Source organism: Mesorhizobium sp. CNPSo 4670 (assembly GCF_057784235.1).
The window spans coordinates 254,722-273,735 of record NZ_JBWJFQ010000003.1 but is presented as its reverse complement, the minus strand read 5'-3'; the positions used below and the strand labels follow the sequence as shown (position 1 = coordinate 273,735).

Annotated in this window: 22 protein-coding genes and 2 pseudogenes; 10 read left to right on the top strand and 14 right to left on the bottom strand. The window is 65.5% G+C overall.

All coding sequences use genetic code 11. The features are described 5' to 3' along the window. Positions 1–75 precede the first annotated feature (75 nt). A complete protein-coding gene (locus tag AC0ZT5_RS07650) occupies positions 76–258 on the top strand; it encodes a hypothetical protein (protein WP_488495924.1) in 183 nt (60 codons plus the stop codon). 128 nt (positions 259–386) lie between these two features. Further along, positions 387–616, top strand: a pseudogene (locus AC0ZT5_RS07645) (GDCCVxC domain-containing (seleno)protein). Between the two features lie 137 nt (positions 617–753). On the opposite strand, the gene AC0ZT5_RS07640 reads toward AC0ZT5_RS07645, so the two are convergent. The 7 genes from AC0ZT5_RS07640 to AC0ZT5_RS07610 all read right to left on the bottom strand — a co-directional run bounded on the left by AC0ZT5_RS07640 (position 754) and on the right by AC0ZT5_RS07610 (position 5,770). After that, a complete protein-coding gene (locus tag AC0ZT5_RS07640) occupies positions 754–1,155 on the bottom strand; it encodes a VOC family protein (protein WP_477282992.1) in 402 nt (133 codons plus the stop codon). Positions 1,156–1,231: 76 nt separating this feature from the next. Beyond that, on the bottom strand, positions 1,232–2,278 hold the full coding sequence (locus AC0ZT5_RS07635; RefSeq protein ID WP_488495923.1) for an RNA polymerase subunit sigma-70: 1,047 nt from the start codon (positions 2,276–2,278) through the stop codon (positions 1,232–1,234). Positions 2,279–2,320: 42 nt separating this feature from the next. Then, on the bottom strand, positions 2,321–3,067 hold the full coding sequence (locus AC0ZT5_RS07630) for an SDR family NAD(P)-dependent oxidoreductase (RefSeq protein WP_488495922.1): 747 nt from the start codon (positions 3,065–3,067) through the stop codon (positions 2,321–2,323). A gap of 133 nt (positions 3,068–3,200) precedes the next feature. Then, positions 3,201–3,992: a pseudouridine synthase gene (locus tag AC0ZT5_RS07625; protein ID WP_488495921.1), complete on the bottom strand. Its 792-nt coding sequence runs from the start codon at positions 3,990–3,992 to the stop codon at positions 3,201–3,203. A 137-nt stretch (positions 3,993–4,129) separates the two neighbouring features. Beyond that, positions 4,130–4,954 carry an alpha/beta fold hydrolase gene (locus AC0ZT5_RS07620; RefSeq protein WP_488495920.1) on the bottom strand — a complete coding sequence of 275 codons (825 nt, stop codon included), beginning with the start codon at positions 4,952–4,954 and terminating at the stop codon, positions 4,130–4,132. Then, positions 4,944–5,438: an SRPBCC family protein gene (locus AC0ZT5_RS07615; protein ID WP_488495919.1), complete on the bottom strand. Its 495-nt coding sequence runs from the start codon at positions 5,436–5,438 to the stop codon at positions 4,944–4,946. The genes AC0ZT5_RS07620 and AC0ZT5_RS07615 overlap by 11 nt, the downstream gene beginning before the upstream one ends. After that, complete coding sequence (locus AC0ZT5_RS07610; RefSeq protein WP_477283004.1) at positions 5,435–5,770, bottom strand: ArsR/SmtB family transcription factor; 336 nt, start codon at positions 5,768–5,770, stop codon at positions 5,435–5,437. The genes AC0ZT5_RS07615 and AC0ZT5_RS07610 overlap by 4 nt, the downstream gene beginning before the upstream one ends. A 376-nt stretch (positions 5,771–6,146) precedes the next feature. Between AC0ZT5_RS07610 and AC0ZT5_RS07605 the strand changes: the two genes are divergently transcribed. The 4 genes and pseudogenes from AC0ZT5_RS07605 to AC0ZT5_RS07590 all read left to right on the top strand — a co-directional run bounded on the left by AC0ZT5_RS07605 (position 6,147) and on the right by AC0ZT5_RS07590 (position 9,845). Beyond that, a complete protein-coding gene (locus AC0ZT5_RS07605; RefSeq protein ID WP_488495918.1) occupies positions 6,147–7,094 on the top strand; it encodes a substrate-binding domain-containing protein in 948 nt (315 codons plus the stop codon). A gap of 241 nt (positions 7,095–7,335) precedes the next feature. Next, positions 7,336–7,764, top strand: a pseudogene (locus AC0ZT5_RS07600) (ATP-binding cassette domain-containing protein); the annotation flags it as partial. Then, positions 7,759–8,832, top strand: a complete 1,074-nt coding sequence (locus tag AC0ZT5_RS07595; RefSeq protein WP_488496104.1) for a sugar ABC transporter ATP-binding protein — start codon at positions 7,759–7,761, stop codon at positions 8,830–8,832. The pseudogene AC0ZT5_RS07600 and the gene AC0ZT5_RS07595, both read left to right, overlap by 6 nt. After that, positions 8,829–9,845 (top strand): ABC transporter permease, encoded by a 1,017-nt coding sequence (locus AC0ZT5_RS07590; RefSeq protein ID WP_488495917.1) that lies wholly within the window; start codon positions 8,829–8,831, stop codon positions 9,843–9,845. The genes AC0ZT5_RS07595 and AC0ZT5_RS07590 overlap by 4 nt, the downstream gene beginning before the upstream one ends. A gap of 101 nt (positions 9,846–9,946) precedes the next feature. Here AC0ZT5_RS07590 and AC0ZT5_RS07585 read toward each other — a convergent pair whose 3' ends face one another. After that, on the bottom strand, positions 9,947–10,315 hold the full coding sequence (locus tag AC0ZT5_RS07585; RefSeq protein WP_488495916.1) for a hypothetical protein: 369 nt from the start codon (positions 10,313–10,315) through the stop codon (positions 9,947–9,949). Positions 10,316–10,500: 185 nt separating this feature from the next. On the opposite strand from AC0ZT5_RS07585, the gene AC0ZT5_RS07580 reads away from it, so the two are divergent. Then, the gene (locus tag AC0ZT5_RS07580) at positions 10,501–10,803 is read left to right on the top strand and encodes a hypothetical protein (protein WP_488495915.1); all 303 of its coding nucleotides are present in this window, start codon (positions 10,501–10,503) and stop codon (positions 10,801–10,803) included. Between the two features lie 28 nt (positions 10,804–10,831). Here AC0ZT5_RS07580 and AC0ZT5_RS07575 read toward each other — a convergent pair whose 3' ends face one another. Next, positions 10,832–11,536, bottom strand: a complete 705-nt coding sequence (locus AC0ZT5_RS07575; RefSeq protein ID WP_488495914.1) for an XRE family transcriptional regulator — start codon at positions 11,534–11,536, stop codon at positions 10,832–10,834. 624 nt (positions 11,537–12,160) lie between these two features. Between AC0ZT5_RS07575 and AC0ZT5_RS07570 the strand changes: the two genes are divergently transcribed. Then, positions 12,161–12,817, top strand: a complete 657-nt coding sequence (locus AC0ZT5_RS07570; protein ID WP_488495913.1) for a GcrA cell cycle regulator — start codon at positions 12,161–12,163, stop codon at positions 12,815–12,817. A 177-nt stretch (positions 12,818–12,994) separates the two neighbouring features. Here the strand turns inward: AC0ZT5_RS07570 and AC0ZT5_RS07565 are convergent, their stop codons facing one another. Together AC0ZT5_RS07565 and AC0ZT5_RS07560 are read right to left on the bottom strand one after the other, a co-directional pair. Next, positions 12,995–13,303: a DUF982 domain-containing protein gene (locus AC0ZT5_RS07565; protein WP_457150586.1), complete on the bottom strand. Its 309-nt coding sequence runs from the start codon at positions 13,301–13,303 to the stop codon at positions 12,995–12,997. 123 nt (positions 13,304–13,426) lie between these two features. Then, positions 13,427–13,708, bottom strand: a complete 282-nt coding sequence (locus AC0ZT5_RS07560; protein ID WP_488495912.1) for a DUF982 domain-containing protein — start codon at positions 13,706–13,708, stop codon at positions 13,427–13,429. A gap of 243 nt (positions 13,709–13,951) precedes the next feature. Between AC0ZT5_RS07560 and AC0ZT5_RS07555 the strand changes: the two genes are divergently transcribed. Further along, positions 13,952–14,554: a DUF6456 domain-containing protein gene (locus AC0ZT5_RS07555; protein ID WP_488495911.1), complete on the top strand. Its 603-nt coding sequence runs from the start codon at positions 13,952–13,954 to the stop codon at positions 14,552–14,554. 49 nt (positions 14,555–14,603) lie between these two features. Here AC0ZT5_RS07555 and AC0ZT5_RS07550 read toward each other — a convergent pair whose 3' ends face one another. Together AC0ZT5_RS07550 and AC0ZT5_RS07545 are read right to left on the bottom strand one after the other, a co-directional pair. Further along, positions 14,604–14,915, bottom strand: a complete 312-nt coding sequence (locus AC0ZT5_RS07550) for a hypothetical protein (protein WP_488495910.1) — start codon at positions 14,913–14,915, stop codon at positions 14,604–14,606. Between the two features lie 162 nt (positions 14,916–15,077). Then, on the bottom strand, positions 15,078–15,971 hold the full coding sequence (locus AC0ZT5_RS07545) for a LysR family transcriptional regulator (RefSeq protein ID WP_488495909.1): 894 nt from the start codon (positions 15,969–15,971) through the stop codon (positions 15,078–15,080). A gap of 134 nt (positions 15,972–16,105) precedes the next feature. On the opposite strand from AC0ZT5_RS07545, the gene AC0ZT5_RS07540 reads away from it, so the two are divergent. Continuing rightward, entirely contained in the window at positions 16,106–16,855 is a 750-nt protein-coding gene (locus AC0ZT5_RS07540) for a glucose 1-dehydrogenase (RefSeq protein ID WP_488495908.1), read from the top strand. An 18-nt stretch (positions 16,856–16,873) separates the two neighbouring features. Here the strand turns inward: AC0ZT5_RS07540 and AC0ZT5_RS07535 are convergent, their stop codons facing one another. Beyond that, positions 16,874–18,913: an acyltransferase family protein gene (locus AC0ZT5_RS07535; RefSeq protein ID WP_488495907.1), complete on the bottom strand. Its 2,040-nt coding sequence runs from the start codon at positions 18,911–18,913 to the stop codon at positions 16,874–16,876. Between the last annotated feature and the right edge of the window lie 101 nt (positions 18,914–19,014).

The following is a 19,014-nucleotide window of genomic DNA, read 5'->3' as shown; positions in this document are numbered from 1 at the left end:
TGCACTTTGATCGACATCGATCCGTTGTCGCATCTCCGATCTCCTATATGCTTAGTGCACGGCATAGGATCGGCCATGGCCTTCATTGTCATATGGTATGGGAAAACAGGCATTGTGGCAAAGACGCCATTCGATGCCGAGAAGGCTGCGAGGGATCACGCCATGGCGACTTTCCCCGCTCGAAAGCTGGAGGACGGCATTGTAGCGGTGGAGGTTCGCAAAGATGACGGCACGGTCGTTTTCAGCAAGGCAGGGTGACAAATAGCTGGCAATTGGACCTAAGGGCCAAAACGCCCGCCGACGTGATCGGCAATGCCATTGTAGTGATCGTGAAGGCCAGTGTCTCAGTTTGAAATTCGCCCCGATCGCAATGCTTCGGAGTGGCAATGAAGCTTGAGAGCACCCTTACTTGCCCTGAGTGCGGACATCAGTCTGTGGAAACGATGCCGACCGACGCCTGTGTTCACTTCTACGAATGCAAAAACTGCGGCGTGCTCTTGAAGCCTTAGCGGGTGATTGCTGCGTTTTCTGCTCATATGCCGATCTGGCATGCCCGCCGCTTCAGGAAATAGCCGTGACCGCCGCTCCTAACGGCCAGAAGCCTCCGCCGGCTTAGTTGGCAATGCCGTGCGCGTCATGCGCATGATGGAGCGTTGAATTCCAAACTGACCCACTCCCGCAAGGCGCCTCGTTTGCCAAAGGCGCGACAGCATGGAAACCTGGGGCGACCTGCGGCAGGGTCGCCATCGACAGCTATTTGTCGAATTTCTTGATCGCCTCGGCGGTCACCGGCGTGAAGAAATTCACCAGATTGCCGTCCGGGTCGCGGAACAGCAGCGATCGGTTGCCCCAGGGCATGGTGGTCGGCTTCTGCACGGTTGCGTCCTTGATGGTGTCGGACAGCCTGGCGAACTCCGCATCGACGTCGCCGACGCGGAATTCGATGATGGCGGTGTGGTTGTCGGCGGGGCGGGCGACGTCGCCGCCGAACAGCTGCAAGGTGCGCGTGCTGCCGATTGCCAGCGTGCAGGCCGGTGTCGCCAGTTCGGCGAAGTCTTCGGTGTAGATCGTCACGGGCATGCCGGTGATCTCGCCGTAGAAGTGCACGAGGCGCTGGACATCCGACGTGATGATGCGGACGGAGACGAAATTCATTGCATGCTCCCTGGTTGCCGGAGCCGCTGCCGGCCCCCGTGCGCAGATATAGACCAGCCCTCCTGACAGCTTCCCGTCAGGAGGGCTGCCAGACCGGCGGCAGGCCGAAGGGAGCAAAAAGGCCGGGGCCGATGGGGCCGACATAGACCGTAAGCGAGGCGATCCCGCCGTCGGTCGGCTCGATGACATGCAGCGACTGGGCGCGCCATTCGGAATCCTGGTGGCGCCGCGCATAGATCGCAACCGCGGGCTGGCCGTTGGCGCGGGTGGCGACCGCGTGATAGCCGGCGAAATTGCCCCACACAGTCTTGAAGAAACCGTGGATCGCCTGGCGGCCCTGATACCAGTCCAGCCATGGCGGCATGTGGTAGGTGGCGTCCTCGCGCAGCAGTTCGATGAAGCCGTCGAGGTTAGCCGCCTGCCAGGCCTGCATGTAGCGCTCCAGCAACAGGCCCTCTTCGCTGGTGGGCCGTGACCGCTGCACGGGACGCCCCTGCGGATAGCGGGCCCCAAGCGTTGCGCGGGCCCGCTGCAGGGCGCTGTTGATCGAAGCTGCGGAGCCGCCCAGCAATTGCGCGCTCTCGAGCGCCGACCAGCCCAGCACGTCGCACAGCAAAAGGGCGGCGCGCTGCCTGGGCGGCAAGGACTGGATCGCGGCGACGAAGGCGAGTTGCACCGCTTCGCGGGCCTCGTAGCGCGCTTCCGGGCCGGGTTCGCCGTCGACAAGGTCCGGCAGCTCGGTGTCCGGGTAGGGCTCCAGCCAGGCGAGTTCTGCGGCGGGTCCGGCAGCGGCCCGCCCTTCGCTCGGCGGCCGTCCTGGCTGCTCGACAATGCGATGCGCCGATGACCTCGCCTTGATGGCATTGAGGCAGCTGTTGGTGGCGATCGTGTAGAGCCAGCCGCGCAGCGAGCCGCGGCCGTCGAATTGCGACCGGCTTCGCCAGGCTTTCAGGAACGTGTCCTGGACGAGGTCGTCGGCCTCGTGCAGCGTGCCCATCATCCGGTAGCAGTGCAGCTTGAGTTCGCGGCGGTGGGCCAATGTCAGGCGCTCGAAGGCCAGCCGGTCGAGGGCCGGCTGGCCTTGTTCGCCCAATGGCTCAAGCGGGCCAGGAGCGTCTGTCATGTCGAGCCCATCGTGTTGAATTCGACTGGCATCCTGCGCGCCTCATGCCGCCGCGGCAAGTCCGCTGCCGCTGACGGTGAAGGAGACGCCTTGTAGCGTGCCGCCGGCAAGCGCGACCACGGCGTGTCCGACATCGGCCGGCGTCTGCATGTCGGTCATGCTGGCGAGGAAATCCGGCGGGCTGATGCCGAGATAGGCCGAGATGCCGTCGATGCCGCGCTGGCCGACGCCAGTGTTCGGCATGATCCGCATCGGCACCAGCGCCATGAAGCGCAGGCCAAGGCCGAGCCGGTCCGCTTCCTTCTGGCAATGGGCGGCAAGGAACATCTGCATGCGCTTGGCGCCGGAATAGCCGCCGGAGTTCGGCGGGCCGCCGCTGAGTGCCGCGCCACTGGAGATCAGCACCACCCGGCTGCCCGGCTTCAGCCGGCCCTGAAGTGCGGCCTTGCAAAACAGGAACGATGCCTTGACGTCCATGTCCCAGTTCGCGGAGAAGTCATCCCAACTTTGGTCCTGGACCGGCGCCGACGGGGCAAGGGCGCCGGCGCAGATCACCAGTACATCCGGCTCCAGCGCGGCGAACACCGCATCGGGCGCGGTCTCCTGCGTCGCGTCGACCGCCAATGTCTTCACTCTGGGTTTCTCCCAGGACAGCTGCTTCAGATCGGCTGCCCCCCGGGCTACGGCGAGCACCGTCGCGCCCTCGCTGAGTGTGGTTTCGACGATCGCGCGGCCGACACCCCGGCTGCCTCCGACGACGACGACATTCTGACCTTGTAACGATGCCATGGATCACCTCGCTTCTTCCGGCGGCCGGACCATTCCAGCGCCTGTAGATCAGGACAGCGCGGGTGAGCGGAAATCATCGGTGGGGCCAAGATTTTTTTGAGATGTCGAGGTTGAAGAGGCCTGCACCCGCCACTTACCCCGCCAGCAGCGCCAGTTCCTCCAGCGTCAGGTGCCGCGCGGTGCCCTTGGCGAGGTCGCCGAGTTGCAGGCGGGCGATGGCGATGCGGATCAGCCGCAGCACTTCGATGTCATGCGCGGCGAGCAGGCGGCGGATGTGGCGGTTACGGCCCTCGTCGAGCACGATCTCCAGCCACGCGGTGCGGCCTCCGCTGCGCAGAAGCTCGATCGCGTTCGTGGTCAGGGTCTCGCCGTCGACGGTCACGCCGGCGCGCAATCTTTCCAGCATCGCGGCGTCGGGCACCGTGCCGATCTGCACGTGGTAGGTCTTGGGCAGATGCGAGGCCGGGTCCATCAGCCGGTTGGCAAACTGGGTGTCGTTGGTCATCAACAGCAAGCCTTCGCTCGCCTTGTCGAGCCGACCGACCGGCGAGACGAAGGGCAGGTCGAGCCCGTCGAGGCAGGCATAGACGGTGTCGCGCTGTTGCGGGTCGTCGCGGGTGGTGACCAGACCGCGCGGCTTGTTGAGGATGAGATAGACCTTGCGCTCGGCAACCACCGGCCGGTTGTCGACGACGATGCGGTCGCGGTTGAGGTCGACACGAAAGGTCGCATTGCGCACCACCTTGCCGCCGACGCGCACGCGGCCTTCCGCTATCAGCACCTCGGCCTGCGTGCGCGAGCACAGGCCGAGCTTCGACAGCGCGCGGTTGAGGCTGACGCCAGGCGGTTTGCCAGTGTGCGGCTTGCCAGGGCGAGCGTTGCCGGCAGGTGGCCTGCTGTTGGGCGGTGATGGTCGTGCTGCCATGCTGCTGCGGATCGGTCCGTTGTGTCAGACAGATGCCACGGGCCACGACGGTTTCGCAAGCCGGATGCGGCGAGGCCCGCTCACATGCGGCGATGGCGGGCTGTCTCCTTCCACGAAGCTGTTCTTACCGGAAGAGGCTATTCCCGCCCGTTGAAAAACGCCGTCAGCACGGGTGCGTGCGCGGCGGGTTTCAGCATGTGGTTCTGACCGGCCAGCGTCCGGTAACGGGCATTGGGCAGCGCCTCGGCCAGCGCCTTGTTTCCACGCTGCATCCAGAGCGGGCTCTTGCCGCCATCGGTCACCAGGGTCGGCACGCGCACAGAGGCCCAGCGGGCAGGGTCGAGCATCTTGCCGAGCTGATCGCCGGCGACGATGGCGCCGTCATAGGGCAATGTATGCGCCACCGCCTTGAGTTTGCGCCAGATCGGCGTCAGCCGCATGAAGACAATCAGCAGGCCAGGCATGCCGACCGATTTGAGGAAGGCGATCACGGCGTCGCCACGCCGGTCTTCGGCGACCGCGGCCCGGATCGCTGCCCAGTCGCCTTGCGTGGTCTTGCGGCTGTCGTCGACGATCAGCGGCGCCTCGTAGAGCGCCAGCTTGCCGATGCCGGGCAGGCGGCTTGCCGCCATCAGCGCCAGCATGGCGCCCGACGACATGCCCCAGACGAAGGCCTCGCCGCCGGCGGCCCGGAGCACGGCCTCGATGTCGTCGATCTCGCGCTCGACGGCGTAGGGCGCGGTGTCGCCACTGTCGCCACGACCACGGCGGTCGTAGCGGAACACGGTGAAGCTGCCTTCAAGCGCCTTGGCGAGTTGAAGGCTCGGACCCATGGTGCGGGAACAAAGCGCGCCGTCGACGAGGATGAGCGGATGGCCCTTGCCACGGCGCTCGCAGGCGATCGGCGTTCCATCCCGCGACAGGACGGCCTGCGTGGTCGGCTCGGCGTTTTCAGCCAGCATGGGTCGTTCCTATCAACTGCTCGAGCCGGTCGAAGCTCTGCGTCCAGCCGCCGCGCATGCCGAGCGCCAACAGGCGCTCGCGGTCGGCGGCGCTGGCCAGCGTCACCTCGAAATGGACGTGGGTTCGCTGCGCATCCGGCGTGAAGGTCACCGTATGGCGGCTTTGCCCCGGCGGCTTGCCGGCCCATTCGCGCAATTCGGGATCCGGCTCGTCGGAATAGACCAGTCGGCTGTTCCCCACGATTTCGAGATAGCTGCCCTGGTTGCGGTAGAGCGCGCCGCTCGAGGTGCGCATGTCGATGCGCCAGCGGCCGCCAACGCGTAGGTCGAGCACACAATGCGGGATGGTGCAGTCCTTGATACCCCACCATTGCGCCACCAGCACAGGATCCGTCCACAGCCGGAAGACATGCTCGACCGGGGCGTCGAAAGTCCGCTCGATGGCAAAGCTGCGGTCGGCCGTCGAGGTCATGGGCGCGCTCATGCCGGTTTGTCCGCGTCGCGCCGCAACAAGTCCTCCATGCGGTCGAAGCGGCCTTCCCAAAGCTTGCGATAGCCGTCCAGCCAGCGGTCGATGTCGCGCAGCGGCCTGAGTTCGATGCGGCTCAGATGCTTCTGCGCCGACCGGCTGCGGGTGACCAGGCCTGCCTGCTCCAGCACGCCGACATGCTTGGAGATCGCCCGCACGGTCAGCGCGAAAGGTTGCGCCAGTTCGGCGACCGAGGCTTCGCCGTCAAGCAATCGGGCAAGGATGGCGCGGCGCGTCGGATCGGCCAGCGCTGCGAATGTGTCGTCGAGGGAGATTTGGGTTGCCATTTTGGAACCATTTAGTTCTGGAACTATTTGGTTCTATAAAAGACGTCACTTGCCGCGTCAATCGGAAAAACGCTCGCAAACAGAACGCTGGCCGCGAAGGGTAAGGCGTTGCCGACCCCAGAAATCCAAAAATCCGACAATTCCGATAATTTGCCCAACAGTTCCGTTCTATCGATTATTGCGTAAACGGATGACCCTGGGTTAGCATCCCGCGCTGACGTCGATGGGAGGCACTTTTCAACAGCGGCGATCAGCTGGAGCTGCACGCGTTTTCGGGCGCACGGAGGATGCTCCAACACTTTGAACCGGCGCATGATCCCTTCCCAAGACCAATCACGGCCTTGGGGATGATGCGTCCCTGTGGAGGAGGAACCCTATGAACAGACGTGAATTCCTGCTGTCGTCCGCGGCCTTTGGCGCCATGATGCTTGCCGCGCCCTCGGTGTTTGCCGAGGACAAGCTCACCATCCTCGGCTCGGTGCCCAATCTCGGCTTCCCATTCTTCGTGCACATGCTGAACGAGATCAAGGCCGAGGCCGCCGTGCAAGGCGTCAACCTGACCGAGAGCGACGGCCAGAACTCGGCCACCAAGCAGACTGCCGACATCGAGGCGGCCCTGGTGCAGAAGGTCAACGCCATCGTCATCTCGCCGCTCGACGTCAACGCGCTGGCGCCGGCAATCGAGGAAGCGGTCAAGGCCGGTGTTCCCGTGGTGACGATCGACCGCCGCGTCGACGGTGTCGAGGGCATTTTGGCCCATGTCGGCGCCGACAACGTCAAGGGCGGCGAGGCGGAGGCCAACGCCATGGTGGCGGCGTTCCCCGATGGCGCCAAGATCTTCCATCTGCAGGGTCAGCCAGGCGCCGGCCCGGCGATCGATCGCAACAAGGGTGTCCACAATGTGCTCGATCCATTGAAGGACAAGTACCAGATCATATTCGAGCAGACCGCCAACTTCGCCCGCGCCGAGGCGCTGTCGGTGACCGAGGCCGGCCTTGCCGCCAACGGCAAGCCGGATGCCATCGTCTGCGCCAATGACGACATGGCGCTCGGCGCCATGGAGGCGTGTGCGGCGCGCAACTTCACCGATGTGAAAATCTACGGCTTCGACGCGCTGCCGGAAGCGCTGGTCGCTGTACGTGACGGCAAGCTCGCCGGCACCGTCGAGCAGTTTCCCGGCGAACAGTCGCGCACGGCGGTACGCATCGCGGTGGCTTACGCCAAGGACAAGACCGAGCCGAAGGAGAAGCTGGTGCTGTTGACGCCAATCGTCATCGGCAAGGACAATCTCGACAAGGCCGAGCGGATTGGCGAGACGAAGTAGTTGGGCAGGTTGCGCACAGATCGCCGAAGCTGGCGCCGCCCCTCATCCGCCTGCCAGCACCTTCTCCCCGTGTAGCGACGGGGAGAACGGAATCGCTCTGACGCTGAGGGGCGGCGCTGACGTTCGATGATTCAGGGAGCAACCATTGCCGTTAGCTGAAGCTGTATCGTCACCGCCCGTCCTGCTTGCCGTCGAGGGCGTCACCAAGCATTTCTCCGGCGTCACCGCGCTGAGCGACGTCTCGCTCGACATCCGGCCGGGCGAAATCCTCGGCCTGCTTGGCGAAAACGGCGCCGGCAAGTCGACGCTGCTCAAGATCCTGTCGGGTGTCATGCCGCCGTCGAGCGGTCGCATCACCTTCGACGGCGCCGACTATCACCCGTCCAGCCCTCAGGATGCCAAGCGGCTAGGCATCGTCACCATCTACCAGGAGCTGAGCCTGATCCCGACTCTGACGGTGGCGGAGAACATCTTTATCGGCCGCGCACCGATCGGTCCGCTCGGGCTGGTCAGCTGGCGCAAGATGGAGGAAGACTCCCGCGCGATCATCGCCCGCGTCGGCCTCTCGATCGATCCGATGACGCCGGTGTCGGCGCTGTCGGTGGCCGAACAGCAGCTGGTCGAAATTGCCCGCGCGCTGTCGCTGGAAAGCCGGCTGATCATCATGGACGAGCCGACGTCGGCGCTCACCGAGACCGAGGTGCAGCGGCTGCTGTCAATCATGGACCGGCTGCGCAGGGACAAGGTCGCCATTATGTTCGTCACCCACCGGCTGGAGGAGGCCTCCGCCATCTGCGACCGCATGACGGTGCTGCGCGACGGCAGGCTGGCCGGGCACCTCGACCGCCAGGGCGGGCCGATCGCGCTGCCGAAGATCATCGAGAAGATGGTCGGCCGCGCCGCATCCGAACTCTATGCGCGGCCGGCGCAGCGCGCGGTCGCCGGCGATGTCGTGCTGTCGGTGCGCGGCCTGCGCACGGTGCGCGACCCCGAGGCGCCGCATGCCATCGTGCTCGACGGCGTCGATATCGATCTCAAGGCCGGCGAAATCCTCGGCGTCGCCGGCCTCGTCGGTTCGGGCCGCACGGAACTGGCGCGCGCCATTTTCGGCGCCGACCGCATCGCGGCGGGCACCATCACGCTCGACGGCAAGCCAATCGCTCCCGCGTCACCGGCGGATGCCATAGCACTCGGCATCGGCTTGGTGCCGGAGGACCGCAAGCACCAGGCGATCTTTGCCGCACTCGGCATCCTGCCGAATTTCTCCGTCGCGTCGCTCGGCACGTTCAGCAACGGCTTGGGTTTCATGGCCGAGCGGCGCGAACGCGACGCGCTTGCCGGTTTTCGCAAGATGCTGTCGATCCGCATGGCCTCGGTCGAACAGGCGATCGAGGGCCTGTCTGGCGGCAACCAGCAGAAGGTGATCCTGGCGCGCTGGCTGGCGCGCGATCCGAAAGTGCTGATCGTCGACGAGCCGACGCGCGGCGTCGATGTCGGCGCCAAGACCGAGGTGCACCAAATCCTGGTGCAGCTTGCGGCGCGCGGCATCGCGGTGATGATGATTTCGTCCGAACTGCCCGAGGTGCTGGCGGTGTCGGACCGCATCGTCACCATGCGCCGAGGGCGCATCACCGGCGAGATGCCGGGGATCGAGGCAAGCGAGGAAAAACTGATGGAACTGATGGCACTCGACAAGCGGGATGCGAACGGGCCGGAAGCAAAGGGGCAGGCACGATGAGCGTGGCGGGAGAGCAGAACCAGCGTAGCGGCATCAACATCGCGCGGCTGCTGATGAGCTTTGGGCCACTGCTATTCCTGGCCGCACTGGTCGTCGTCTTCACTGTGCTGAAGCCGAGCTTTATCGACCCGATCAACCTGTTCAACATCACGCGCCAGATCTCCATCACCGGCCTGATCGCGCTCGGCATGACCTTCGTCATCCTCACCGCTGGCATCGACCTGTCGGTCGGCTCGCTGCTTGCCTTCTGCGGCATGGTCGCCGCCGTGGTCGCCAAGGGCGGCACCGCCAACACGCTGTCGCTGTCAACCTCAGGCACGCTGGGCTATGGCTGGTTCGCCGCCCTGCTGGCCGCCGTCGTGGTTGGCGCTGCAGCAGGCGGCGTGCAGGGCCTTGCCATCACCAGGCTGAAAGTGCCGCCCTTCGTCGTCACGCTGGGCGGGCTGACGGTGTTTCGCGGGCTGACGCTGACTATTTCCAATGGCGGCCCGATCTCGGGCTTCGACGCTTCGATGCGCTGGTTCGGCACTGGCCTGATCGGACCTGTGCCGGTGCCGGCGCTGATATTCGCAGCCGCCGCCATCCTGTGCCACATCGTGCTGCGCTACACGCGCTACGGCCGCGCCGTCTATGCCGTCGGCGGTAATGCCGAAGCGGCCCGGCTGTCGGGCCTGCGCGTGGACCGTATCCTGGTCTCGGTCTATGTCATTGTCGGTTTCTTCGCCGGTCTGGCCGCCTTCGTGCTGTCGGCGCGGCTCAACTCCTCGGAAGCGGTGGCCGGCATCGGCTACGAGCTGACGGTGATCTCGGCCGTGGTCATCGGCGGCACCTCGCTGTTCGGCGGCATCGGTTCGGTCGGCGGCACGGTGGTGGGTGCCGCCCTGATCGGCGTGCTGCAGAACGGGCTGCAGTTCAACAACGTCTCGTCCTACACGCAAAGCATCGTCATCGGCCTGATCCTGATTCTGGCGGTCGCGTTTGACCGCTGGCTGAAGTCGCGGGTGAGAAAATAGTCGCTTGTCCCTCTCGGGGAGAAGGTTGGGTCGGCGCACAGCGCCGAGACGGATGAGGGGTGCTGGACGGATAGGGAGGCAAGCTATTGGATGCCTGCTCGTCAGGCCGCTTCCAACGCCCAGAGCCGGTGACCGTAACGGCGGAAGTAGCGTGCCACCAGGCGCTGCTGTTTGGCTCTGATGAGGTCGGGCAGGCGCCGCTCCTGGCGCAAGCGCGGCATGTTGCGCCAGAAGGCGATGAAGCGGGCGGCGTCCTCGAGGGCTTCTTGCGCCGACAGCGCCGGACCGATCGCCGCCAGGAACAGCGCCTCCGAATGTTTCAGCGCGTCGATGACGGCCTTGCGCCTGACATGATCCTCGCGGGCGCGCTCGATGCCGTTGCGGCGGATCGTGTCGAAAGCTTCGAGCAGAGCAGGGCTGTCGCCGGTGTAACCGCAGGCGCGGGCGAAATCGGCGGCAAGGGCGTCCATCGTCACTCCCGGATACGATGCGGCGGGCGGTTCGCGCCCCGACTCACATTTGTGAGTTGATATAAGCATAACTCAAATAAATGTAGAAGAAAAACTTTTGGGAATCTTTGAGATGGGCGACTCGACTCGCGGCCTAAAACACAGGATTATGCGAACAAATCAGGAACAAAGGCGAGGCAGGGGCGATGGCATTGCCAGGCAAGGAACCAGTGATCGCGCATGTCGCCTCAATATCGGTCGAGTGCGCCGATTGCGGCCGTAACAGATGGTGGCGGCCCGATCAGCTGAAGCGGTTCGGGGTGTCGGGGAATACGCCGCTGGCCGCCCTTTCAGGCCGCATCGTCTGCTCGGCCTGCCGCGCCGACGGGCTGCCGGGCGTGGCCATTTCGATCCAGGCGGCGTTCATCGACGAGCGCCAGCGCGTGCGCAGCGAAGCCCGGATGCTGAACGACCGCGAGGCGCCGCTGGAGGGTTCGAGGCGGGCGTGAGGAGAGGGGCGCTGCGGGAGCCGGCGCCCTAATACCCCAGAAGTTCCTTGAGCGGGATGACGCGCCAGACCTGTTTTATGGCGTAGCGGTTGAAGGTCAGGGTCTTCGGCGGATTGTACTGCTCGACCACCAACTCCGCAGTGGTGCGCTTGACCAGCTTCTTGATGAAGGCCTTGCCGTTGCGCTCGTTTTCTTCGGGAAAGGTCTCGATGACGACATGGTCGCCGGGCACCGCCTCGCGGCCGCCGCAATAGATCATGTCGCCCGGTTCGTAACGCGGCACCATGGAATCGGACAGCACGTGCAGCGCAAACACCTTGGGGAGGTTGCGGATGCCGGGCGGACGCTGGACATAGCCGGCCGGCTCGCCGTTCAAGGTGAAATCGCCGTCGTCGCCGCCGACGGCAGCGCCCAGCACCGGGATATCCATCGGTCCGGCGGGCGGTGGGCCGGCATCGGTGACGATCTCCACGTCAGCGACCGGGCCGGCATCGTCGAGGAAGACGACCTCGCCCTTGCCCAACGCCACCGGGTCGACGCGCAGGAAGGCGGCGGTCTTCAAAAGGTTCTCGGTCTTGGGCAGGTTGCGCCCGGTTTCCCAATTGCCGACGGCGGCGACATCGGTGTCGTTGTGCTCGGCAATATGGCGCATGACCAGGCCGCGCTGCTTGCGCGCCTGGCGGATCGCCGCCCCGACCTTGATCGACAGTTGCGTTTTTGCCATGGCGCCCATGTGAGCGATGAAAGTGGCTCTCGTCTATGAAAGAATGGCTTGCATGCACTTTTGAGTTATGCTTATATATTGTCATGCAAAACCTGTCCAGTCTCCATGGCGCCGTGGCGCCGGCCTCACGCGAGGCTCATCCGGCGGTCACCACCACCGTCAGCCATTTCCTTCCGCACCGGCCGTCCTCCCCGGCCGGGGCGAAGCCCGAGGCTCCTTGCCTGATTGCATCGGCCTCGGGTCCGGTCCGCCCGTCACGGGCGACCGGAACGGCCGGAGCCGCCGCTCCCAGCGACTCCGGCCCCCCATTCGATCGAGATGGCCCTGGCCCGGGTTCTGCCGGTCCAGCAGGCCGGTCATGCATCCGCACGCAGGACGGCACTGTCATCCTGCTCGACGCGCTGACGGGTGAGGCGGTTTCCGCCTCCGACAGAAAAATTGCCGAGGCACGGCTTTCACGCCTCGCTCACCCGGCCAGGCGGCGGGCCCGCGCAGCCTGAGGCGAACCGGCGGCAGTCGGCCTCGAACAGGACAACCCTGACTGCGGGCCGGCCAACTGGGACGAACCCCTGACGTTTGCCTGACGTCGGGCAGCCGAAGGCAGAACTTTGGAACTTTGGATGGAGCCCTGAGATGGCAAGCTACACCGACGCCGAATTGCAAGAGATCGCCCGCTGGCTGAAGGACGGGCTTTCCGCCTCGAAGATCGCGGCGGCTTTCACTGCGCTGCGCGGCGCGCGCGTGTCACGCAACGCCATCATCGGCATCGTGCACCGCAACGCCATGCTGGACGCGATCGGCTTTGCCAGTGGCAAGCGGCTGCCAGCCGGCAAACGCAAGGCGAGCAAGCGGGCGAATGGAACGGGCATAGCCATCGCCAAGGTGGCCGCCAGCACGATCGACATCGCGCGCGTCACCGGCGTCGCCAGCATGCCGGTCCGGCCGAAGCGCGAGCCGCCACGACTGTTGGTGCGCGGGGGTGTGCTGGTGGCCGACGGCGAAGCCTATCGCCTGGAGATGCCAGTGCCGCCTCGTGCGGCCCTCGGCCGGCAGCCACATGGCGTGGCGACGCGCTTCATAGACTGCCTGTTCGGCCGCTGCCGCGCGCCGCTGGACCTGACGCTGGAGGCGGACCTCGACAAGTCCATTGCCGAAGAGGGGGATACGCCGGGCGGCCGGCCGGGCGCCGACATGCTGTGCTGCGGCATGCGGACCAAGGCGCTGAAGAGCTATTGCACCTATCACCAGGCGCGCTTCCGCCGCCGCGTTTTTGAGGCGGAGGCGGGTTAGCATTCCTTCTCCCGTTTACGGGGGAGAAGGTGCCGGCAGGCGGATGAGGAGGGCGCTGACGTGGCGGGATTGAAAACAGATATGAACTTGAAGCATCCGACCGAAGCGCTGGCGCCGCCCCTCATTGCCCTGGCGGGCATTTCACCCCGTGAACGGGGAGAAAGAAACCTCGTCGCCCTATTTCGGTATCTGCCGGCCTTGCTTGGGCATGCGGCTTTGCACGGTCCTGGTCTCGAGCGTCATGGCCGGTCCGCCTTCGGCCTCCAGGATGTCGGCCACCCTGGCAAAGCCGGTGAACACTTTCATGGCGTCGGATTCGGAAATCTGCGCTGCGATCGCAGCGCTGCAGGCGTTAAGGGCGCTGCGGTAGACATGGCCGCGCCGCTCGAGCGGCCAGCGCTGCAGGAAGTCGGCGGCGTCGTTGACGCAGTCGATCTCTTCGATCTGCCCGTCGATCCGCACCTTCAGCGGCACTCCGGTCTTCATCGTACCCACGGCGTTCACCTTCACTCTGCGCGGGGCTGGAAACCCCGCTCTTATCAACGCGCCACGCTGGCTGGCGGTTGCATCACATTTTCGGCCCGGCCCTGCCCACCAACCTCACAACCCTCATGGGCTGACCACGGCGTCCAGCCAGGCATGGGCGCGGCTTCTTGGCCTGGCCACCAATATATTCTGTTGCCTGGCCGCCCTGGTGAGGGCGTCGAAGGCAATGCGCTGGCAACAGGTGCCGTCCACGGCCAGGGCGACGAGCCGGGCCGCCTCGACATAGCCAGGTGCTGTCTTGTCTGGCCATTGCTGCCTGAGCGCGTCGGCGGCCTCGGCCACCGAGCCGACCAGCATTGTTCTGTTGTCGCAAAAGCGCAGCGTAACCGGCACGAAAGCTGTCATTGGCAAACCTCCCCTTGGTATGGACGCGACATAACGTCGAAAGTTCGCGCTGGTTCCATTAGTCCGGACGCGGATATGGCCGCAGCCGTGGCAAGGCTTGGTTTTGCCCCTCCAGAGCAGCTCTGCATCGAGTTGCGCAAAACGCCGCGCTATCCGCGAGTTTCTCGCGGCGAGGGGCGGGGTGTCAGAACCCAGGTTCTGTACGGCCCAGTCCAAGAACCCAATTCCAGCCAGGAGCCTCCCGTGAGCAAGAGAACCAGAGCCGCAAGACCGCAGGCGCCAAAACTGCCGAAGAGCGAGGCCGAGCAGGTGCGCATCCGCCGCGAGATCGGCCATGATTTCGCGCTGAAGGACGATGACTTCGGCCGCAAGCGGCTGGCCGCCGGCACGCTGGAAGCGGGCCGCGTCTACGAGGTGTCGAATGACGGCTTCACCTCCACCGGCGGCATCGTGCGAGTGCGCAATGTGGATCCGCTGCTGGGCATCACCTCGCTGTCGCGTCAGCAGCGCGAGGCCGGCTTGCGCTACCGCGAGGATTTCCGCTGCAGCCAGCAGGCGAGCGTGAAGCCGATGCGCTGGAGCGAGCGCGTCGACGGCGGTCGGCACGGCGGCGGCATCGCCGACAGCGTGCTCGACGCTGGCCGCGCCCACGCCGCCGCGAGCAGGGCGCTATGCCATTGGGAGGTGGTCGCCGTGGTGCAGAAAGTCTGCTGCGCCGGCGGCTCGATCAAGAGCCTGGCCGAGCAGACCGGCGAGGGGCGGGATGTGGTGACGAAGCTCTTGAAGGTCGGACTGGACCTGCTGGCGGTGCACTATGGGATGATGGTGGGGAGAAGGGTCGGGTGACAGGCGACCCGACCGGCAATGCCGGCCGGATCAATCTTCCCGGATCAGGTTATCCGCAGACACGGATTTCCTCGATGATCCTGTGGTGATGGCGCCAGTGCTTGACCAGTTCGATGTGGCAACGGTGGTGCCGGTGGTAATAACGCGGCCTGTAGCCGTTGTCGTAGGACTCGTCCTGGTAGTAGCGGCGATAGGCGTAGCGATCGCCGTAGTCACCATAACCATTGTAATAGCCGTTGCCGTAATAGTCGTCGGCATAGCCGCCGATGCCGATCGTGATGCGACTACCGGCATCCGCGGGAGCGATCATCGCCGCCGCTGAAGCAATGGCGATAACCGAAACAAGCAGGAGCTTCTTCATGGCTACCTCCTTTTCAAGGTTAGCCTAATATAACCCCCGAGGCGCGGCCCCGTTCCATAGATTTGTAAGATGAGACGAACAATGCGGACACTGGGGGCGCGGTGCCGGGCGACATGTCAGGAATTTTATAGGCGATTGCCCTGCCGTAAACGGGAGAGGGAACTACCTTCCCAACCTCCCCATCTGCCTCGCCAAAAACTCCACGAAGAGCCTTGCCCGCGCCGGCAGTTGGCGGCCGAAGGCATGTAGGATGTGGACCGGCATGGTTGGCATCGGCACCTCCGGCAGGACGCGCACGAGGCGGGCGGTGTCGAGGTCGTCTTGTACGGCGACTTGCATGAGGTGGGCGATGCCGGCGCCGGAAAGCGCCGCGTTGCGGATGGCGCCGCCGTCGTCGGTGTCGAAGCGGCCGTCGGGCACGATCTGCGTGCCGTCGGCGAAGGTGATGGGCCGCGGGCGGCCGGCCGAGACATAGCGGACGAAATCGTGGTGTCGCAGATCGTCGATCGAGGCTGGAAAGCCTCGACGCTGGAGATAGGCGGGAGCGGCCACCAACACGATAGGCAGGCTGGCGATGCGCCGCGCCGTGAGCCCGGCATCGGCCAGCGCGCCCATGCGGACCGCCACATCGTAGTTTTCGCGGATCAGGTCGGCGTGGCGGTCCGTGACGCTGAGTTCCAGCTTCACTTCCGGTTGCTCTGCCAGAAACAGCTGCACCCATGAAGCGACGAGGCCGCGGCCGAGTTCGACCGGGGCGGTGACACGCAACAGGCCGCGCGCCGTGCCGGTGCTCTGCACGATGTCCTGCGCATCGTCGAGCGCCCGCAGCAGCGGCGCCACGCGCTCGTAATAAGCGATGCCTTCGCTGGTCAGCCCCAGCCGGCGCGTCGAGCGCTGGATGAGTTTTGCGCCGAGCCGCCGCTCCAGCTTACCCACGCTCTTCGACACGGCCGACGGGCTGGAGCCGATCAGCCGGCTGGCGGCCTGGAACGAGCCGGCATCCACCGTGCGCACGAAGGCGACGAGGCCGGCGGTCTTTTCGAGGATGGTGGTCATGACGGCATCATCGCATGTCGAGAAGAAACTGATTACGGAATTCCAGGCAAGAAAGAACGGCGTTCTGATAATCTAATACGCTTTTTAGGCGCGCTTAAATACCGCTCATCGTCAGGATCACAAGGAGAGCATGGATGAGCAGTCTGAACGGCAAGGTCGCCATCGTCACCGGCGCATCGAAGGGCATTGGAGCAGCCATCGCCAAGGGGCTGGCGGCGGCGGGCTCGGCTGTCGTGGTCAACTATGCCTCATCGCGGGAAGGGGCCGAGCGCGTCGTGGCCGCCATCGCGGATGCCGGCGGCCGGGCGGTAGCGGTGAAGGGCGATGTCGCGCAAGCGGCTGACGTGCGCGGCCTGTTCGAAGCGGCAAAGTCCTTGTTCGGCGGCGCCGACATCCTGGTCAACAATGCCGGCGTGTTCCAGTTCGAGCCGCTGGAGGCGGTGACAGAGGCCGAGTTCCACCGCGAATTCGACACCAATGTGCTGGGCGTCGTGCTCGCCATCCAGGAAGCGGTGAAGCATTTCGGGCCGGCCGGCGGCAGCATCATCAACATCGGCTCGGTCGCCAGCTTCAACCCGCAGCCCAATTCGCTGGTCTATGCCGCCACCAAGGCGGCGGTGGATTCGATCACGCTGTCGATGGCGCGTGAGCTGGGCAGCCGCCACATCCGCGTCAATGCGATCGCCCCGGGCGGTGTCGACACCGAAGGGTTGCAGCGCGTCGGCATCGTCGGCAGCGAACACGAGGAGGCGCTGGTGGCGGTCACCCCGCTCGGCCGCTTTGGCCAGCCCGACGACATTGCGCGGGTGGCGGTGTTTCTGGCGTCCGACGAGGCGGGTTGGGTAACTGGAGAGCGGATTACGGCGTCGGGTGGGTGGCGGTAGGAGGGCGGGCGCTGGTTTTCAAAATAACGCCTTTTCCAGCGGCCGCTCCAGCGTCTCGGCAAACGCGGTGGCGAGGTGGTGGCGGTCACGGAAGGCCAGCTTGCCGCCGATGAAGACGTGGCAGGCGGTGTGGCCGCAGAAATGGTCGGTGAGGTCGACATAGAGCGTGTCGGGCACGCTGGTCACGACGGCGCGCTCGGCGGCGGCCGCGCCGTCATTGGCGGCCTCGGTCCTTGGCGTGTCGCAGTGCGGCGATGGCGCCTCGCGCCACCACAGCGCGCGCGCCACGCAGGAGTCGGCGAAGCTTGCGTTGATCGGCGTGTCGCGGATCACCGCGGCCTCGACGCCGGCCCGGCTGAACGCTTGCAAGGTCGAGCGCAGGCCTGCCTGCCAGCGCGCGGTCTCGGCGGTGCGGCTGGCGGCGGGCATGTCACGCGTCAGATTGCCGATGGAGAATTCCGAGATCACCACAAGGCGCGGCTTGCGGGCGATGATGTCCGATATCGCCTGCTCGCGCCAGGCGTCGCATTCGGTGTAGTCGCGTTTCAGCACGGTGTTGAAGGTGGAGAGCCGCGAGGCACGACACGATGATTTGAGATAGGTGACCACCTTAGTATCGTTGCGCTTGGCCGCCTCGATCAGCGGCGTCGACCAGTGGTCGGCATGCGAATCGCCGAACAGCACGATGGTGTGGGCGGCATCGGTGGGGCCGAATGTGCAGGGTTTGGGCGTCACCGTGTGGAAGTCGAGCAGGCAACTCTTGTCGACAGCGCGCGCGATGGAGGGTTGTTCGGCCGCCTGCTCGATGCCGCGCTGCTCAGGGTCGATGTTGCGCTGGGCCAGATGCGCATTGGCATACGCCATCGCCACGCCGGCACCGGTCAGCGCCAGCGCGGGAGCGAGCGCAATTGCAGGAAAAATGAGACGCGCTTTTCCGTCTGGAATTGCGCTGAGATAAGGAACCCTGGCGCCCACCGTCAGCCAGCCGGCGCGCCGTCCGGGGTTCTCGACCAGGCGATAGGTGAACACCGACAGCGCCAAGGCCAGCGCGCCGCAACCGAGGCGCTGCAGCGCACTGAGATCCGGCACCAGCATCTGGGCATAAACGATGACCGGCCAGTGCCAGAGATAGAGGGAATAGGAGAGCGCGCCGACCCATTGCAGGGGCGGCAGCGACAGAGCGGCAGCCGGACCGATAGCCTGCCAGTCGGTCCGCCCCTTGGTCCGCTTGCCGACCTGCTCCTCGGCGGCCCCGCTCAACAGCACCAGCACAGTGCCGGCAACCGGCAGCAGCGCCAGGTAGCCGGGAAACCGCAGGTCCTCGCTCAGCCACAGATAGGCCGCCGAAATCAGCGCCAGGCCGAGCCAGCCAAGGGCAGCGCGCGGCCATGGACGATGCAGCAGGAAAGTCACTGGGACCAGCGTCGCCAGACCGCCGGCGGCGAACTCCCAGGCACGCAGCGGCGAAAAATAGAAGGCCCATGCCGGTGCCGCGCTGGTCAGCCAGGCGCAGGCGACGAAGGAGGCGAGGCCGGCGACGCCGATCACGGCCGCGGCCGTTCGCCGGCCCGGACGCAACCAGGCCGCCAGCAGAAGCAGCGCCGGCCAGGCCAGGTAGAACTGCTCCTCCACCGACAGCGACCAGAAGTGGATGAAGGGATTGCTGGTGGCGTCCGCGGCGAAATAGTCGAACGACCAGCGCAGCAGCCACAGATTGATGGCGTAGGCGGAGGCGAACATGGCGCCGCGCGAATAGAGCGCCTGCTCCTGCGGCGCCAGGATGAAGTAGCCGGAGGCAAGCGTGGCCAGGATGACGAACAGTGCCGCCGGCAAAAGGCGCCGCGCGCGCCTGGCATAGAAACGCCAGAGGTCGAGCCTGCCGGTGTCGCCGATCTCCTGCATAAGGTGGGTGGTGATCAGCCAGCCGGAGATGACGAAGAAGATGTCGACGCCGGCAAAGCCGCCGGGCAGAGCGGAGAGGCCGAAATGATAGGCGACGACACCGCCGACGGCGAGCGCGCGCAATCCCTGTATGTCCGGCCGGAACGATGCTGCCACGACGGCTCCTTCGTGCAAGCCCAGCGCTTGGCCCACCTCTTGGCCCAGCCCGTCGCAAGTGTCGGCCGGGCAGGCTGACACCGCAATGCAACATATCTTTC

Excerpts from the sequence above, each read along its gene's own strand:
- AC0ZT5_RS07650 (WP_488495924.1), top strand. The coding sequence starts at position 76 with ATGGCCTTCATTGTCATATGGTATGGGAAAACAGGCATTGTGGCAAAG.
- AC0ZT5_RS07640 (WP_477282992.1), bottom strand. The coding sequence starts at position 1,155 with ATGAATTTCGTCTCCGTCCGCATCATCACGTCGGATGTCCAGCGCCTC.
- AC0ZT5_RS07635 (WP_488495923.1), bottom strand. The coding sequence starts at position 2,278 with ATGACAGACGCTCCTGGCCCGCTTGAGCCATTGGGCGAACAAGGCCAG.
- AC0ZT5_RS07630 (WP_488495922.1), bottom strand. The coding sequence starts at position 3,067 with ATGGCATCGTTACAAGGTCAGAATGTCGTCGTCGTCGGAGGCAGCCGG.
- AC0ZT5_RS07625 (WP_488495921.1), bottom strand. The coding sequence starts at position 3,992 with ATGGCAGCACGACCATCACCGCCCAACAGCAGGCCACCTGCCGGCAAC.
- AC0ZT5_RS07620 (WP_488495920.1), bottom strand. The coding sequence starts at position 4,954 with ATGCTGGCTGAAAACGCCGAGCCGACCACGCAGGCCGTCCTGTCGCGG.
- AC0ZT5_RS07615 (WP_488495919.1), bottom strand. The coding sequence starts at position 5,438 with ATGAGCGCGCCCATGACCTCGACGGCCGACCGCAGCTTTGCCATCGAG.
- AC0ZT5_RS07610 (WP_477283004.1), bottom strand. The coding sequence starts at position 5,770 with ATGGCAACCCAAATCTCCCTCGACGACACATTCGCAGCGCTGGCCGAT.
- AC0ZT5_RS07605 (WP_488495918.1), top strand. The coding sequence starts at position 6,147 with ATGAACAGACGTGAATTCCTGCTGTCGTCCGCGGCCTTTGGCGCCATG.
- AC0ZT5_RS07595 (WP_488496104.1), top strand. The coding sequence starts at position 7,759 with ATGGACGAGCCGACGTCGGCGCTCACCGAGACCGAGGTGCAGCGGCTG.
- AC0ZT5_RS07590 (WP_488495917.1), top strand. The coding sequence starts at position 8,829 with ATGAGCGTGGCGGGAGAGCAGAACCAGCGTAGCGGCATCAACATCGCG.
- AC0ZT5_RS07585 (WP_488495916.1), bottom strand. The coding sequence starts at position 10,315 with ATGGACGCCCTTGCCGCCGATTTCGCCCGCGCCTGCGGTTACACCGGC.
- AC0ZT5_RS07580 (WP_488495915.1), top strand. The coding sequence starts at position 10,501 with ATGGCATTGCCAGGCAAGGAACCAGTGATCGCGCATGTCGCCTCAATA.
- AC0ZT5_RS07575 (WP_488495914.1), bottom strand. The coding sequence starts at position 11,536 with ATGGGCGCCATGGCAAAAACGCAACTGTCGATCAAGGTCGGGGCGGCG.
- AC0ZT5_RS07570 (WP_488495913.1), top strand. The coding sequence starts at position 12,161 with ATGGCAAGCTACACCGACGCCGAATTGCAAGAGATCGCCCGCTGGCTG.
- AC0ZT5_RS07565 (WP_457150586.1), bottom strand. The coding sequence starts at position 13,303 with ATGAAGACCGGAGTGCCGCTGAAGGTGCGGATCGACGGGCAGATCGAA.
- AC0ZT5_RS07560 (WP_488495912.1), bottom strand. The coding sequence starts at position 13,708 with ATGACAGCTTTCGTGCCGGTTACGCTGCGCTTTTGCGACAACAGAACA.
- AC0ZT5_RS07550 (WP_488495910.1), bottom strand. The coding sequence starts at position 14,915 with ATGAAGAAGCTCCTGCTTGTTTCGGTTATCGCCATTGCTTCAGCGGCG.
- AC0ZT5_RS07545 (WP_488495909.1), bottom strand. The coding sequence starts at position 15,971 with ATGACCACCATCCTCGAAAAGACCGCCGGCCTCGTCGCCTTCGTGCGC.
- AC0ZT5_RS07540 (WP_488495908.1), top strand. The coding sequence starts at position 16,106 with ATGAGCAGTCTGAACGGCAAGGTCGCCATCGTCACCGGCGCATCGAAG.